Annotated in this window: 18 protein-coding genes, 1 tRNA gene and 1 riboswitch; of the genes, 12 read left to right on the top strand and 7 right to left on the bottom strand. The window is 68.2% G+C overall.

The window, feature by feature from the left end; genetic code table 11:
- Positions 1-51 precede the first annotated feature (51 nt).
- The 4 genes from OG936_RS12110 to OG936_RS12095 all read left to right on the top strand — a co-directional run bounded on the left by OG936_RS12110 (position 52) and on the right by OG936_RS12095 (position 2,112).
- Positions 52-483: a M67 family metallopeptidase gene (locus OG936_RS12110; protein ID WP_266746434.1), complete on the top strand. Its 432-nt coding sequence runs from the start codon at positions 52-54 to the stop codon at positions 481-483.
- A 157-nt stretch (positions 484-640) separates the two neighbouring features.
- Complete coding sequence (locus OG936_RS12105) at positions 641-766, top strand: putative leader peptide (RefSeq protein ID WP_406494505.1); 126 nt, start codon at positions 641-643, stop codon at positions 764-766.
- Between the two features lie 117 nt (positions 767-883).
- Positions 884-1,162, top strand: a complete 279-nt coding sequence (locus OG936_RS12100; protein ID WP_266746433.1) for a MoaD/ThiS family protein — start codon at positions 884-886, stop codon at positions 1,160-1,162.
- The gene (locus tag OG936_RS12095; RefSeq protein WP_406494503.1) at positions 1,162-2,112 is read left to right on the top strand and encodes a PLP-dependent cysteine synthase family protein; all 951 of its coding nucleotides are present in this window, start codon (positions 1,162-1,164) and stop codon (positions 2,110-2,112) included. The genes OG936_RS12100 and OG936_RS12095 overlap by 1 nt, the downstream gene beginning before the upstream one ends.
- 140 nt (positions 2,113-2,252) lie before the next feature.
- On the opposite strand, the gene OG936_RS12090 is transcribed toward OG936_RS12095, so the two are convergent.
- Entirely contained in the window at positions 2,253-2,759 is a 507-nt protein-coding gene (locus tag OG936_RS12090; protein WP_406494502.1) for a type II toxin-antitoxin system PemK/MazF family toxin, read from the bottom strand.
- A gap of 176 nt (positions 2,760-2,935) precedes the next feature.
- Here OG936_RS12090 and OG936_RS12085 point away from each other — a divergent pair, with 176 nt between their 5' ends.
- Positions 2,936-3,688, top strand: coding sequence for an MBL fold metallo-hydrolase (locus OG936_RS12085; RefSeq protein WP_406494501.1), 753 nt, complete (start codon positions 2,936-2,938; stop codon positions 3,686-3,688).
- Between the two features lie 173 nt (positions 3,689-3,861).
- On the opposite strand, the gene OG936_RS12080 is transcribed toward OG936_RS12085, so the two are convergent.
- Positions 3,862-5,172, bottom strand: a complete 1,311-nt coding sequence (locus tag OG936_RS12080; protein WP_406494499.1) for a PTS transporter subunit EIIC — start codon at positions 5,170-5,172, stop codon at positions 3,862-3,864.
- A 198-nt stretch (positions 5,173-5,370) separates the two neighbouring features.
- On the opposite strand from OG936_RS12080, the gene OG936_RS12075 reads away from it, so the two are divergent.
- From OG936_RS12075 to rdgB, 4 genes are all read left to right on the top strand, one after another.
- The gene (locus OG936_RS12075) at positions 5,371-5,628 is read left to right on the top strand and encodes a PTS glucose/sucrose transporter subunit IIB (protein ID WP_266746427.1); all 258 of its coding nucleotides are present in this window, start codon (positions 5,371-5,373) and stop codon (positions 5,626-5,628) included.
- A 211-nt stretch (positions 5,629-5,839) separates the two neighbouring features.
- Positions 5,840-6,577: a ribonuclease PH gene (rph, locus tag OG936_RS12070; protein WP_383756899.1), complete on the top strand. Its 738-nt coding sequence runs from the start codon at positions 5,840-5,842 to the stop codon at positions 6,575-6,577.
- Positions 6,578-6,679: 102 nt separating this feature from the next.
- A complete protein-coding gene (locus OG936_RS12065; RefSeq protein WP_406494498.1) occupies positions 6,680-7,078 on the top strand; it encodes a hypothetical protein in 399 nt (132 codons plus the stop codon).
- Positions 7,079-7,099: 21 nt separating this feature from the next.
- The gene (gene rdgB, locus OG936_RS12060; RefSeq protein WP_406494497.1) at positions 7,100-7,702 is read left to right on the top strand and encodes an RdgB/HAM1 family non-canonical purine NTP pyrophosphatase; all 603 of its coding nucleotides are present in this window, start codon (positions 7,100-7,102) and stop codon (positions 7,700-7,702) included.
- A 53-nt stretch (positions 7,703-7,755) separates the two neighbouring features.
- On the opposite strand, the gene OG936_RS12055 is transcribed toward rdgB, so the two are convergent.
- The 4 genes from OG936_RS12055 to bcp all read right to left on the bottom strand — a co-directional run bounded on the left by OG936_RS12055 (position 7,756) and on the right by bcp (position 9,937).
- A tRNA-Leu gene (locus OG936_RS12055) sits at positions 7,756-7,831 on the bottom strand.
- 11 nt (positions 7,832-7,842) lie between these two features.
- Positions 7,843-8,682, bottom strand: coding sequence for an HNH endonuclease (locus tag OG936_RS12050; RefSeq protein ID WP_406494495.1), 840 nt, complete (start codon positions 8,680-8,682; stop codon positions 7,843-7,845).
- The gene (locus OG936_RS12045) at positions 8,679-9,305 is read right to left on the bottom strand and encodes an HNH endonuclease (RefSeq protein WP_406494494.1); all 627 of its coding nucleotides are present in this window, start codon (positions 9,303-9,305) and stop codon (positions 8,679-8,681) included. The genes OG936_RS12050 and OG936_RS12045 overlap by 4 nt, the downstream gene beginning before the upstream one ends.
- A 164-nt stretch (positions 9,306-9,469) precedes the next feature.
- Positions 9,470-9,937: a thioredoxin-dependent thiol peroxidase gene (gene bcp / locus OG936_RS12040; RefSeq protein ID WP_406494493.1), complete on the bottom strand. Its 468-nt coding sequence runs from the start codon at positions 9,935-9,937 to the stop codon at positions 9,470-9,472.
- Between the two features lie 129 nt (positions 9,938-10,066).
- Here bcp and OG936_RS12035 point away from each other — a divergent pair, with 129 nt between their 5' ends.
- The 3 genes from OG936_RS12035 (at position 10,067) to OG936_RS12025 (ending at position 11,358) form a co-directional block, all read left to right on the top strand.
- A complete protein-coding gene (locus tag OG936_RS12035) occupies positions 10,067-10,387 on the top strand; it encodes a DUF3618 domain-containing protein (RefSeq protein ID WP_383756887.1) in 321 nt (106 codons plus the stop codon).
- Between the two features lie 76 nt (positions 10,388-10,463).
- Complete coding sequence (locus tag OG936_RS12030; protein ID WP_030923137.1) at positions 10,464-10,802, top strand: co-chaperone GroES; 339 nt, start codon at positions 10,464-10,466, stop codon at positions 10,800-10,802.
- A 137-nt stretch (positions 10,803-10,939) separates the two neighbouring features.
- Positions 10,940-11,001, top strand: a riboswitch (guanidine-III (ykkC-III) riboswitch).
- A gap of 36 nt (positions 11,002-11,037) precedes the next feature.
- A complete protein-coding gene (locus OG936_RS12025; protein WP_406494491.1) occupies positions 11,038-11,358 on the top strand; it encodes a DMT family transporter in 321 nt (106 codons plus the stop codon).
- On the opposite strand, the gene OG936_RS12020 is transcribed toward OG936_RS12025, so the two are convergent.
- A complete protein-coding gene (locus tag OG936_RS12020) occupies positions 11,352-13,928 on the bottom strand; it encodes a transglycosylase domain-containing protein (protein WP_406494489.1) in 2,577 nt (858 codons plus the stop codon). The genes OG936_RS12025 and OG936_RS12020 overlap by 7 nt on opposite strands.
- Positions 13,929-13,965 lie beyond the last annotated feature (37 nt).

Raw genomic sequence — 13,965 nt, 5'->3', positions numbered from 1 at the left:
TCCGCGTACCACCCCTCGGTACGCCGGGGCCCGCATGCCTATCCTGGCGCCATGCTGACCATCACCCAGGCGCTCTACGACCAGATCGTCGCGCACTCCCGCGCCGACCACCCCGACGAGGCGTGCGGCGTGGTCGCGGGCCCGGCCGGAACCGGCCGTGCCGAACGGTTCATCCCCATGCTCAACGCCGCCCGCTCGCCCACCTTCTACGAGTTCGACTCGGCCGACCTCCTCAAGCTCTACCGCGAGCTGGACGACCGCGACGAGGAGCCGGTGATCATCTACCACTCCCACACCGCGACCGAGGCCTATCCCTCCCGCACCGACGTCACCTACGCCAACGAACCCGGCGCCCACTACGTCCTCGTCTCCACCGCGGACACCGACGACGCGGGCCCCTTCCAGTTCCGCTCCTACCGGATCGTGGACGGCGAGATCACCGAGGAGGACATCGAGGTCGTCGAGGCGTACGAACCCGCCTGACCTCGTCACATCGCCCGCCCCGGCACGCCACCGGCCGGACGGGACCGGCTGCACCGAGGTCCCGTCCACCATGGCCCTGTCCACCCACCGAACGCCCATCATCCATCAGGTGAGATCACACTCCAGATCGCGGACCGGGAATCGATACGATGACCGCATGGTTCCCCATGACGTGAGCAAGAGGACGCCGGGCACGCTGCTCGTCGCGCGGCTGCACGTCGACCTGTGCAGGCTCTCCAGCGCGATCTGTACGTGCCGCCTGCCCGCCGGCCACAAGGCCTGAGCCGGGCTCGCGGCACCGCGAACACCCATGCGCCACGCACCACCCCCCGCGCGGGGGCAGAACCGCGCGCCCACGCCACCTCCCCGCTTCGATCTGCTTGAGACAGGAGCCCACGCCATGGCCATCGAGGTCCGCATCCCGACCATCCTCCGCACCTACACCGACGGCGCCAAGGCCGTCGAGGGCAACGGAGACACCCTCGCCGACCTCTTCACGGACCTGGACAGCCGCCACAAGGGCATCCGTGAGCGCATCGTCGACGGGAACGAACTCCGCCGCTTCGTGAACGTCTACCTCAACGACGAGGACGTCCGCTTCCTCGACGGCATCTCGACCAAGCTCAGCGACGGCGACAACGTCACCATCCTCCCGGCCGTCGCCGGCGGCATGAACTGATGCGCTACGACAGCCCGCTCGCCGCAGTGGGCAACACCCCGCTCGTCCGCCTGCCGCGGCTGTCACCGTCGGACGACGTCCGTATCTGGGCCAAGCTGGAGGACCGCAACCCCACCGGCTCGATCAAGGACCGCCCCGCGCTCCACATGGTCGAACAGGCCGAGAAGGACGGCCGGTTGACCCCCGGCTGCACCATCCTGGAACCCACCAGCGGCAACACCGGCATCTCGCTCGCCATGGCAGCCAGGCTCAAGGGCTACCGCATCGTGTGCGTCATGCCGGAGAACACCTCCCAGGAACGGCGCGACCTGCTCGCCATGTGGGGCGCCGAGATCATCTCCTCCCCGGCGGCGGGCGGCTCCAACACCGCCGTACGCGTCGCCAAGGAGTTGGCCGCCGAGCACCCCGACTGGGTCATGCTCTACCAGTACGGCAACCCCGACAACGCGGGCGCCCACTACGCCACCACCGGCCCGGAGATCCTCACCGACCTCCCGTCCATCACCCACTTCGTGGCCGGCCTCGGCACCACCGGCACACTCATGGGCGTCGGCCGCTACCTGCGCGAGCGCAAGCCGGACGTCAAGATCGTCGCCGCCGAACCCCGCTACGACGACCTCGTCTACGGGCTCCGCAACCTCGACGAGGGCTTCGTCCCCGAGCTCTACGACGCCTCGGTCCTCACCACCCGCTTCTCCGTCGGCTCGGCGGACGCCGTCACCCGCACCCGCGAACTCCTCCAGCAGGAGGGCATCTTCGCGGGTGTCTCCACCGGCGCCGCACTCCACGCCGCGATCGGCGTCGGAAACAAGGCCGTCAAGGCGGGGGAGCAGGCCGACATCGTCTTCGTCGTCGCGGACGGCGGCTGGAAGTACCTGTCGACGGGCGTCTACACGGCCCCCACGACGGAAGAGGCCATCGAATCCCTGCACGGCCAGCTCTGGGCATAGCCCCAGCTGCGGGCAGAACCCGGGCTCTGGGCGTAACCCCAGCTCCGGGCACAACCCCGGCACTCGAACGCCGGACGAGCCGAACCACCGGCCCGTCCGGCGTTCGAGCCCCGGGCCCACCCACCTCGCCCCACTTCACCTCACCCGAGCTTCCGCACCCGCTCCCAGACCCCCGCGTCCACCACCCCCACCAGCCGCCGGAAGCCCCGCAGGGCGACCTCCCGCAGCTCATCCGTCTCCAGGAAGCTCGCCCGCCCCCGCGCGTCCACCACCGCTCCCGCGGGCAGCGCGATCACCCCCGGCCGCTCCTCGTGGTGCTTGCTGGTGATCTTCGCGACGAGCGCCGAGTCACCCCGTACCGACAGCACCAGACAGGGCCGGTCCTTCGTCCCCGGCCCGTCCTCGTACGGCACCTCGGCCCACCAGATCTCACCCGGCCTCGGCCTCCGCTCCGGCCCCGGCTCGCGCCCCGGCCCCGCGGGCGGACGCGTCCGCCCGCCCGGACGCCCGCCCGAGCGCGCACCCGCCGACCCGCCGCGACGCCCACCCGGACGCCGCCCGCCCCGCCCCCGCCCATCGGCAACCGCCGCGACGAGCGCGAGCAGCACGACAACGGCAAACGCGATCCACCACCAGGACATGCTCATGTCCCGACCGTACCGGCGCCCCGGCCTCTTCCATCGAACCGGTGACAGAGCAGGTGAGTTCCCCCACAACGGACGGCCATGGAGGAGCGACCGGCTGTTTCGCGCCTTACGCTCGACAAACCGTTCAACAGACCGCACGAACCCTCCCCGTCCCACGTCTCGGAGGTTCACGCTCCATGAAGCTCACCGTCGTCGGCTGCTCCGGCTCGTTCCCGTCCGAGGGATCGGCATGTTCGAGCTACCTCGTAGAGGCCGACGGCTTCAGGCTGCTCCTCGACATGGGCAACGGCGCCCTCGGCGAGCTGCAGCGCCATGTCGGTCTCTACGACCTCGACGCCATCTTCCTCAGCCACCTCCATGTCGATCACTGCATCGACATGTGCGCGTACTTCGTCGTCCGTTACTACCGGCACGACGGGGGCCGTCCCCGCCCCATCCCGGTCTACGGCCCCGACGGCACCGAACAGCGGCTGACCACCGCCCACGGCGACACCCCGTCCGAGCGGGCGATGAGCGAGGTCTTCGACTTCCACACCCTCAAGCCCGGCTCGTTCGAGATCGGCCCCTTCTCGGTCCGTACGGAGAAGGTCTGCCACCCCGTCGACTCCTTCGCCATCCGGATCGAGCACGGCGGCCGCACGCTCACATACTCCGGCGACACCGGCGTCTGCGAGGCCCTGGACGAGATCGCCGAGGGCGCCGACCTGTTCCTCTGCGAAGCATCGTTCGTCCATGGCAAGGAGGACATCCCGGACCTCCACCTCAACGGCCGCGAAGTGGGCGAGATCGCCGCCCGTGCCGGAGTGGGACGGCTCGTCCTCACCCACATCCCGCCGTGGACCGACGCCGACCGCAACCTGGCCGACGCCCGCATGCTCTTCCGCGGACCGGTGGAAGTGGCGGCACCGGGCGCGGTCTACGAGATCTAGTGCCGCGACGGGGCAAAGCTTGCCGGTCGCGGCACTAGCCGTCCCGCACATCCGGTGCACGACGAAGCCCTCACCTCCCGCGGGGAAGGTGAGGGCTTTTCTCGTGCCGGGACGAGGCCTGGACCGCAAGGTCCAGGGGTCTGCATTTGCCGGGTCCGAGCCCGGCCGAGGCGCTATTTCGTGAGGTTTCTCTCGATCTCGTCCTCCACCTCGTCGGGCTCCCGGCCCGGAGTCTGGAGATGGAACTTGATGATTGCGAACCGGAAGATCGCGTAGTAGACGGCGGCGAAGACCAGGCCGATCGGAATGATCAGCCACGGTTTCGTTGCCAGACCCCAGTTGATGACGTAGTCGATCAGGCCCGCGGAGAAACTGAAGCCGTCCTTGACCCCGAGCGCCCAGGTCACCGCCATCGAGACGCCGGTGAGCACCGCATGGATCGCGTACAGCACCGGCGCGATGAACACGAACGAGTACTCGATCGGCTCGGTGATACCCGTCACGAACGACGTCAGGGCGACCGACAGCATCATGCCGCCGACCGCCTTCCGCCGATGCGGCCTGGCGCAGTGGTAGATCGCCAGCGCCGCGGCCGGGAGGGCGAACATCATGATCGGGAAGAACCCCGAGGTGAACTGACCGGCAGTCGGGTCACCCGCCAGGAACCGGTTGATGTCACCGTGCACGACCGTGCCGTCCGGCTTGGTGAAGTCACCGAACTGGAACCAGACGAAGGTGTTCAGGAACTGGTGCAGACCGATGACCAGCAGCGCGCGGTTGGCGACACCGAAGATGCCCGAGCCCGCCCAGTCCAGGTCCACCAGCCACTTGGAGAAGCTGGTCAGACCCTCACCGACCGGCTGCCACACCCACGCGCACAGCGCCGCGAAGAGAAGACCGACGAACGCCATGATGATCGGCACGAGCCGGCGGCCGTTGAAGAAGCCCAGCCAGTCCACCAGCCTGACCCGGTGGTACCGCCGCCAGAACCAGGCGGACAGCAGACCCATCACAATGCCGCCGAACACCCCGGGGTTCTGGTAACCGGCCTGCGTGACCGTGGTGTCCGACAGGACGCAGACCCCCGACCACATTCCGGCGCCGATGAACTTGGCTCCCGGGACGCAGTTCACCGGGAAGGCATGCAGCACCGCGTAATAGACGAGAAAGCCGGTCACCGCGGCGAGCGCGGTCGAACCGTCCGACTTCTTCGCCATGCCGATCGCCACACCGATGCAGAACAGCAGCGGAAGGCCGAACCCCGAGTCGAGCAGCGCGCCGCCCGCCGCCGCGAACACCTTGGCGACATTGCCCCAGCGCAGCCCCTCGTCACCGAATACGTCCGGCTGGCCCAGCCGGTTGAGAATGCCGGCCGCCGGCAGCACGGCGATCGGGAGCTGAAGGCTGCGGCCCATCTTCTGGAGGCCCTGGAAGAGGCCGCTCCACCACGTTCTCCGTGGTGCTGCGGCACTGCTCGAGCTCATCGGCGTCCTCCCGGAACGAGGCGCGGTCGGGGGTCGTTGCGCAATGGTATAGACCAGTCGGGGTGCGGTGCGTAACCCGCCTGGAAGGCAGCGCGCCGATGATCGTCATCATTGGGGACGGTCCAGTCACTCGCCCGCGAAGCTGGGCCAAACGTGCGTTACGGTGACGAAACGGACCCATGGTGGGCCGTCGCATGCATGGGAACAACCAGGGAGAAGGCCATGGCCAGCAAGGCTGAGAAGATCGTCGCCGGGCTCGGCGGTATCGACAACATCGACGAGATCGAAGGCTGCATCACGCGCCTGCGCACCGAGGTCCACGACCCCAGCAAGGTCGACGAAGCCGCGCTCAAGGCCGCCGGAGCCCACGGCGTCGTCAAGATGGGCACCGCGATCCAGGTCGTCATCGGCACCGACGCCGACCCCATCGCCGCCGACATCGAAGACATGATGTGACCGGCCGCCGAATCGCCGGCTGACCTCCCGGCCGCGCCCCGCCGGACCCCGCCGAGCCGAGCAGACCGACTCGGCACCGGCAGCAAGTCCAGCACTACCCCCGCCCCCACCCCCCTAGCACCAACACCCCGCAGGCCCCGTCCGCCCCACCTGGACAGGGCTGCGCCGCACCCGAACGGGTCATGGCATCGCACCCGATAGGGTCGATGTCATGTCTCGTATCGACGGCCGCACCCCCGAACAGCTCCGCCCCGTCACCATCGAACGCGGATGGAGCAAGCATGCCGAAGGTTCCGTACTCATCTCCTTCGGCGACACCAAGGTCTTCTGCACCGCCTCCGTCACCGAAGGCGTCCCCCGCTGGCGCAAAGGCAGCGGCGAAGGCTGGGTCACCGCCGAATACTCCATGCTGCCCCGCGCCACCAACACCCGCGGCGACCGCGAATCCGTCCGCGGCAAGATCGGCGGCCGCACCCACGAGATCAGCCGGCTCATCGGCCGGTCCCTGCGCGCCGTCATCGACTACAAGGCCCTCGGCGAGAACACCATCGTCCTCGACTGCGACGTCCTCCAGGCCGACGGCGGCACCCGCACCGCCGCCATCACCGGCGCCTACGTCGCCCTCGCCGACGCTGTCACCTGGGCCCAGCACAAGAAGCTCGTCAAGCACGGCCGCAAGCCGCTGACCGACACCGTCGCCGCGGTCAGCGTCGGCATCGTCGACGGCACCCCCCTCCTCGACCTCTGCTACGAGGAGGACGTCCGCGCCGAGACCGACATGAACGTCGTCTGCACCGGCGACGGCCGCTTCGTCGAAGTCCAGGGCACCGCCGAGGCCGCCCCCTTCGACCGCAAGGAACTCGGCGCCCTCCTCGACCTCGCCACCGCGGGCTGCGCAGACCTCACCGTCATCCAGCACGAGGCCCTCGCCCGCACCCTGGCCGAGTGAAGAAGCAACCACATACGCACCACAACGCGTCGTTACGAGCACGGGCGCACGGGTCGAACCGTGCGCCCGTCCGCGTATCCGCACCCAGGGAGGAACCGCACCATGGCCAAGGCCGACCGCCATCGCCGCACCACCGTCGCGCTGACCCTGACCACCCTCACCCTTGCACTCACCGCGACAGCCGGCTGCGGCGCCGTCGACAAGGCACTCGACTGCGTGCGAACCGCCGACGCCATCGCCACCAGCGTCGACAACCTCCAACAGGCCGTGTCCAACGCGTCCGACGACCCCACCCAGGCGTCCGAAGCCCTCGACGACATCGAGAAGGAACTCGGCAACCTTGGCGACAAGACCGACAACGCCGACCTCGGCAAGGCCGTCGACCACCTCCGGGCCGGTGTCGGCAACGTCCGTGACTCGATCGACAAGGGCGACGCCACCCCAGACATCACCCCCGTCACCGACGCCGCCAAGGAAATCGGCAAGGTCTGCAGCCCCTGATCACCCCTGATACTGGGTGACATGACCCGCCTCATCCTCGCCACCCGCAACGCCGGGAAGATCACCGAACTCCACGCGATCCTCGCCGACGCAGGCCTCGACCACGAACTCGTCGGCGCGGACGCGTACCCGGACATCCCCGACGTCAAGGAGGCCGGCGTCACCTTCGCCGAGAACGCCCTGCTCAAGGCCCACGCCCTCGCGAAGGCCACCGGCCACCCCGCCATCGCCGACGACTCCGGCCTCTGCGTGGACGTACTCGGCGGCGCCCCCGGCATCTTCTCCGCTCGCTGGTCCGGCGCCCACGGCGACGACCGCGCCAACCTGGACCTGCTCCTGGCCCAGCTCTCCGACATCGACGACGCCCACCGCCGGGCCCACTTCGCCTGCGCGGCGGCCCTCGCCCTCCCCGACGGCACGGAACGCGTGGTCGAGGGCCATCTGACGGGCACCCTGCGCCACACCCCGTCCGGCACGAACGGCTTCGGCTACGACCCGATCCTCCAACCGGACGGCGACAACCGCACCTGCGCGGAACTGACCCCGGCGGAAAAGAACGCGATCAGCCACCGAGGCAAGGCGTTCCGGGCACTGGTGCCGGTGGTGCGGGAGTTGGTGGGGTGAGGCGACCAGCGGCCGTCACCTTCGAAACGAAGGTGACGGCCACTCTGTACCTGTGGGCCCGGTGGGACTCGAACCCACGACACACCGGACCTAAACCGGCGCCCTCTTGGCCAGCTGGGGTACGGACCCGTACGCCTACTCTACTGTGCGCTGCGGCGTCGCTTCGAGAAGGTTTCGGTCTGACTGTGACAAGAGGGGCACAGGTAGCGCAGGTTCTCGCGACGGTTGTCCAGGCGGTCGCCGTTGATGTGGTCGATCTCCAGGACGAGGCGGTTCCCTCGCCAAGTGTCACCGGTGCCGCATCTCGTGCACGCGTGGGGAACCCCGATGTCGTCGAGTGCACGTCGCAGGAGGGCTGTGTTCGTTCGAGACGCTCCGGATTCCAGACGCTTAAGGATCTCTGCTGCGGGTTTGCGGTACGGGGAACGCGTGCCACGGCCATGGCTTTGGCCGGAGAAGTGAGCAGTCGACAGACTGTACGCCTCAATGTCCCGTTTGAGGCGGGCGCGAGCGCCGCCGTTGTCGACCTGGCCCAGGACCCTCAGGACGCCGGCCAGGCTTCGGGACTCGATGACGGCAGCTGTCAGTTCGTGCCACGGCGTAGAAGGTGTTCCATACCTGCGGCCGCTGGTGAAGTGGGAGGTGTCGATGCCGAGACGATCAATCTTTCTGCGTAGGTAGCCGTACGGGCTGTCGCTCGGTGGCAGGCCCATGTACTCGAACATTTCCCGGATGCTGTGCGAGTGGGCGGCTGCCTCAGCAAGAAGTTCCTCGGGGTACGTGTGGGGCCTTCGGTCCGGCAGGGCCTCCTCTGCGAAGTGGGACGTGTCTATGCCGTAATGCTTGAGCCGGTCGCGCACGTAACGGCGCGATCTGCTGCCCTGCGGTGCGCCAAGGCGGCGCAGGACATCGACGAGGCTGGTCGCTGTAGCCGCGGTTCGTTCGAGCAGGTCGTGAGGGTACTTGTTTTGGTTGCTCATGCCGTCCTCCTGCGTTTGCGGCCGCGATAAGTGTCGGTCGCTGCATGGCAGTTGGGGCAGAGAAGTCGGAGATTCTCCGGGCGGTTGTCCCACCAGTCACCGTTGACATGGTCCACTTCGAGCCGGAGTGGCTGGCCCAGCCACTTCCCTTCGTTGCCGCATGCGGCACATGAGTCCTCAACCCCGCTGCGGACCAGTTCGCGACGCAGTCGTTCGCCGGGAAGCCTGCCGTCTGACGGAGAACCGAGAACCAGGGGGTTCCCCAGGGCCCCTTTGGGCCTGAGCGGAGGCGTACGCAGAAAATGTGACGTGTCGATGTGCAGCGAGGCTATGCGGCGACCGATGTGCGCCTGGTTGCCGCCCACCGGACTGATGCCCAAGCGGCGTACTACCTCCGCCACGCTCTTTGAGCAGGCGACCAGTTCGCGCAGCGTCTCTTCGGTGTGGCGCACCCTTGTATCGATGAAGTGCGAGATGTCTACCCCGGCCTCGGTCATCTTGGCCCGCAGGTAGCTCCGGCTCCCCGACGTCGGCGTCCCACCGCACCAACGGACCGCATCATTCGCGTTCGTGGTCTCCCGCGCCGCCTCTTCGAGTAGCTCGCGGGTATACCGAACTGGCATGTTCCCCTCCGAATCCGGCCGCGTGTTCGTGGCCTCGTACGGATCAACGAGCCGTTTATCGGAGAGTCACGTCCGATATCCGACAAGATGTGGAATGGCCTGCGCCGCTTCGGTCGAGGCTGCAGCGGTGCAGGCCATTCCGGGGGCCGGGCGGCGGTGTGGGCTCAGATACCGAGGTCCTTGACGATTTTGGCTACGTGGCCGGTGGCCTTGACGTTGTAGAGGGCTCGCTCGACCTTGCCGTCCTCGTCCACGACGATCGTGGAGCGGATGACGCCCGTCACCGTTTTGCCATAGAGCTTCTTCTCGCCGAAGGCGCCGTATGCCTCCAGGGTCTTCTTGGAGGGGTCGCCGACCAGGGTGACCTTGAGGTTTTCCTTTTCGCGGAACTTGGCGAGCTTCTCGGGCTTGTCGGGGGAGACGCCGATGACGTCGTATCCGGCGCCTGCGAGGAGCTCCAGGTTGTCGGTGAAGTCGCAGGCCTGCTTGGTGCAGCCGGGGGTGAGGGCGGCCGGGTAGAAGTAGACGATGACCTTGCGGCCCTTGTGGTCGGCGAGCGAGATGTCGTTGCCGTCGGCGTCGGGGAGGGTGAAGGCGGGGGCGGTGTCGCCGGGCTGGAGTCGCTCGCTCATGGTTCTCCTCAGTTGGACACGTGGGGTGTATGGGACCGAGCGTAATAGGGGTGCCGCCGGGTGCGTGGGCGGTCGAGCTGACAGACTGTCGATGAAGGTTTACCGGACGAGGACCACGGAGGCGGCGCAGTGTCGGATGCCAGGACCCCTGCGCAGATCGAGGCGGACATCATCAGCAGGCGTGAGCAGCTTGCGGTGGTGCTCGATGAGATCGGGGTGCGGGTGCACCCGAAGACGATCATGGGTGATGCGAAGGCCAGGGCTGCGGAGGTCGTGGACCGGACGGCCGGGCGGGCTTTTGTCGCGGTGAACCGGGCTGTGTCGGATGTGAAGGCGCGGTTCGTGTCCGCGGACGGTGCTCCGCGTCTGGAGCGGGTGGTTCCGGCGGCGTTGCTCGCGGTGGGTGTCGTGGGTCTGCTGACGGTGTCGAAGCGGCGCCGGAAGAAGTGATGGTGCGGGCCGTGTGCTTCGCAGGTGTGTACCCCGGAGGCGTGTGGAGCCGCGGTGGGCAGGTAGGTTGCGGGGCGTGAGCGAGAACACCGACGACAAGCTGCCCATCCGCATGTTGCATGACCGCGTGCTGGTCCGGTCCGATACGCCTGAGGGCGAGCGGCGTTCCGGTGGCGGCATCCTGATTCCGGCGACGGCTGCGGTCGGTCGTCGGCTGGCCTGGGCCGTGGTGGTCGCGGTGGGCCAGAACGTGCGGACGGTGGAGCCGGGTGACCGTGTGCTGTACGACCCCGAGGACCGTGCGGAGGTCGAGGTGCGCGGTGTGGCGTATGTGCTGATGCGCGAGCGGGATCTGCATGCGGTGGCGGCGGACCGGTTCGAGGGGTCGGTGGATTCCACCGGGCTGTATCTGTGATCCGTATCTGTCGATCCGTATCCATGACTGGTTCCATGACTGGTTCCGTGATCGGTTTCTGTAGTCGGCGGTAGCGGCAGCAGCAGTGGCGGGTGTGGCCTGGTGACCGGTGTCACCAGGCCCTTTGCTTGTTCTTTGCTATGGTGGGCTGACCCCCCGACGAGACGCGCCGTACCGGGTTTCGCAAAGACGACGCACCGTGTTTTCCGTGTTCTGTCTTGTCGGAGGTGTCGTCATGGCGTGGGTTCTGCTGATTGTTGCCGGTCTGCTGGAAGTGGGCTGGTCGATCGGGATGAAGTACACCGAGGGGTTCACCCGGCTGTGGCCGAGTGTGTTCACGGGTGTCGGGATCGTGGCGAGCATGATCTTGCTGTCCCAGGCGGCGAAGACGCTGCCGATCGGGACGGCGTACGGGGTGTGGGTCGGTATCGGTGCGGCGGGGGCTGCGGTTTTCGGCATGGTGGTGCTGAACGAGCCGGCGACCGCCGCCCGGATCTTCTTCGTCTGTCTGTTGCTGGTGGCTGTCGTGGGGCTGAAGGCGACCTCGGGTCACTGACGCGGGCCAGGGGGAGCCGGGGGAGCTGTGGAAGCCGTGGAAGCCGTGGAAGCCGTGGGAGCCGTGGGAGCCGTGGGAGCCGTGGGCGGCTGGGGAGCCGCGGGCGGCGCGGGCGTTGCGGGGGCCGGGGTGCCTCGGGCGCCCGGGAGGAAGTCGTAGCGGTCCCTGCCGCCGTCGTCCTCGTCGCGGGGGCCGCCGTTGTAGTCCGGTCCGTTGTAGTCCGGTCCGCCGTTGTGCCATCCGTCGTTCTGCGGTCCGTCGCCGGTCAAGTCGCCCATGTCCGTGCCGCCGGTGGTGGCTTCGCTGTTTCCGGGGCTCGGCGGGCTGCCGGGTGCGATGCTTCCGAAGCTGCTCGGCGGCGTGCCGGAGGGCTGCTCCGACGGCGTCCCGGTTTCGCCGGGGACGGTGCTCTCCCCGGTGGGTGAGGTGGTTTCGGCGGCGCCGCTTTCGAGGCTCAGGTCGAACTCCTCGACCGTGGTGCCGCGCAGCGCGGCTTCGGTGTACTGGGCCCAGGTCTGGGCGGGGGCGCCGCTGCCGTTGATGCGGGCCAGTCCGAGTGCTCCGTAGAGGGATTTCTGTACGCCGGTCTCGGGGTCCTGGCCCATGACGGCGATGACGGTGGTGAGGTCGGGGGTGTAGCCGGCGAACCAGGCTGCCCTGTCGTCCTCGGCGGTGCCGGTCTTGCCGGCGGCGGGGCGGCCGGCGGCCTGGGCGGCGGTGCCGGAGCCGTTCTCGACGACGCTCCGGAGGATCGAGGTGGTGGTGTCGGCGGCTTCGCGGCTGACGGCCTGCTCGGTCTTCCTGCTGGGGAGTTCGAGGTTCGTGCCGCCCTTGCTGACCTTGTCGACGAGGACGTACGCGCCGTGCCTTCCGTGGTTGGCGAGGGTGGCGTACGCCTCGGTCATGTCGAGGACGCCGGCGGTGGCGACGCCGAGTGCGATGGACGGAGAGGCGGTGAGGTCGGGGGTGTCCCGGGGGATGCCGAGGCCGATGGCGGTCTGCTCGACCTTGGCGGGGCCGACGTCTTCGGCCATTTGGGCGTAGACGGCGTTGACGGACTTGTCGGTGGCGGCGCGGACGGTGATGGGACCGTAGCTGATGTCGTCCTCGTTGGCGGGGGAGTAGCCGGTGGGTCCGTTGGGGCCCTCGACCATGCGTTTGTTGGTGCCGTCGTACACGGTGTTGGGGGTGATGCGCCGGCCGTCCTGGGTGGTGGAGTCGTTGGCGACGGCGGAGGTGAAGACGAACGGTTTGAAGGTGGAGCCGACCTGGTAGTCGCGGCGGGTCGCGTTGTTCACGTACTGCTTGGTGTAGTCGACGCCGCCGTACATGGCGACGACGCGGCCGGTGCCCGGGTCGATGGAAGCGCCGCCGACGCGGACGTCGCGGTCGGCCTTGCGGTCGCTGCTCGTCTGGGACATGACGTTGTCGTCGACGGCTTTGACGAGTGCGTTCTGTTTCTTCTTCTCCAGTGTGGTGGTGATCCGGTAGCCGCCGGTGGCCAGGGTGTTCTCGTTGACGACCTTGTTGGTGGTGAGGTAGTCCTCGACGGCCTGGATGATGTAGCCGCGTTGTCCGGAGAGCCCGGTGGACGGCTTGACCTTGCCGGGTACGGGGAACTTCAGGGTGGCGCGGGTGCGGGCGCCGAGCCACTTCTCCTTGACCATGCCGTCGAGTACGTAGTTCCAGCGGGCGAGGGCGGCGGCCTTGTTTCCGGGGTGGACGACGACGTCGTAGGCGCTGGGGGCGTTGAGGAGGGAGGCGAGGTAGGCGCCTTCGGCGGTGGTGATGCTGCTGATGTCCTTGCCGTAGTAGGCCTGTGCGGCGGCCTGGATGCCGTAGGCGTTGCGGCCGAAGTAGCTGGTGTTGAGGTAGCCCTCGAAGATCCGGCTCTTGGATTCCTCGCGGTTGAGTTTGACCGCGATGAAGAACTCCTTGATCTTGCGGGTGATGGTCTGTTCCTGGCCGAGGTAGTAGTTCTTGACGTACTGCTGGGTGATGGTCGAGCCGCCCTGGGTGCCCTTGCCGGCGAGGGTGTTCCAGGCGGCTCGGGCCATGGCTTTGACGTCGACCGCCCGTTCGGAGTAGAAGTCGCGGTCCTCTGCGGCGAGTACGGCGTGCTGGACGGTGAGCGGGACCTGGGCGAGTTTGATGTTCTCGCGGTTGATTTCGCCGGAGCGGGCGAGGACGCTGCCGTCCTTGTAGAGGTAGACGTTCGACTGTGCGGTGGCGGTGGCGTTGGCGGGCGGGATGTCGACGAGTTCGTACCCGGCGATGAAGCCGCCGATCAGGAGCAGGACGAGAAGGAGGACGGCGCCGAGGACCATCCGCCAGGTGGGGACGGCGCGGCGCCAGCCGGTGCGTTCGGGCCGTCGGGGGCGCTTGGGCTGCTTGGCGGTGCTGTCCTGTTGACCGTCCTGTGGGCCGCCGTGTCGGCCGTCCTGTTCACCGCCTTGTTCACCGCCTTGTTCTCCCCTGTTGCCGCTGTTGCTGCCGTGGGCGGACGGGTCCCTGGGGTCCCAGCCCCGGGGTTGGTTCTCCCCGCCCGGCTGCTGTGGCTCGTCGCTCATGTCTGTGCAGACTCCTCGGCCGCGGTCAGTGTCCCCA

Source organism: Streptomyces sp. NBC_00846 (assembly GCF_045207325.1).
Classification (GTDB): Bacteria; Actinomycetota; Actinomycetes; order Streptomycetales; family Streptomycetaceae; genus Streptomyces.
The sequence above is the reverse complement of the archived record's forward strand: the minus strand, read 5'-3'. Positions and strand labels throughout refer to the sequence as shown.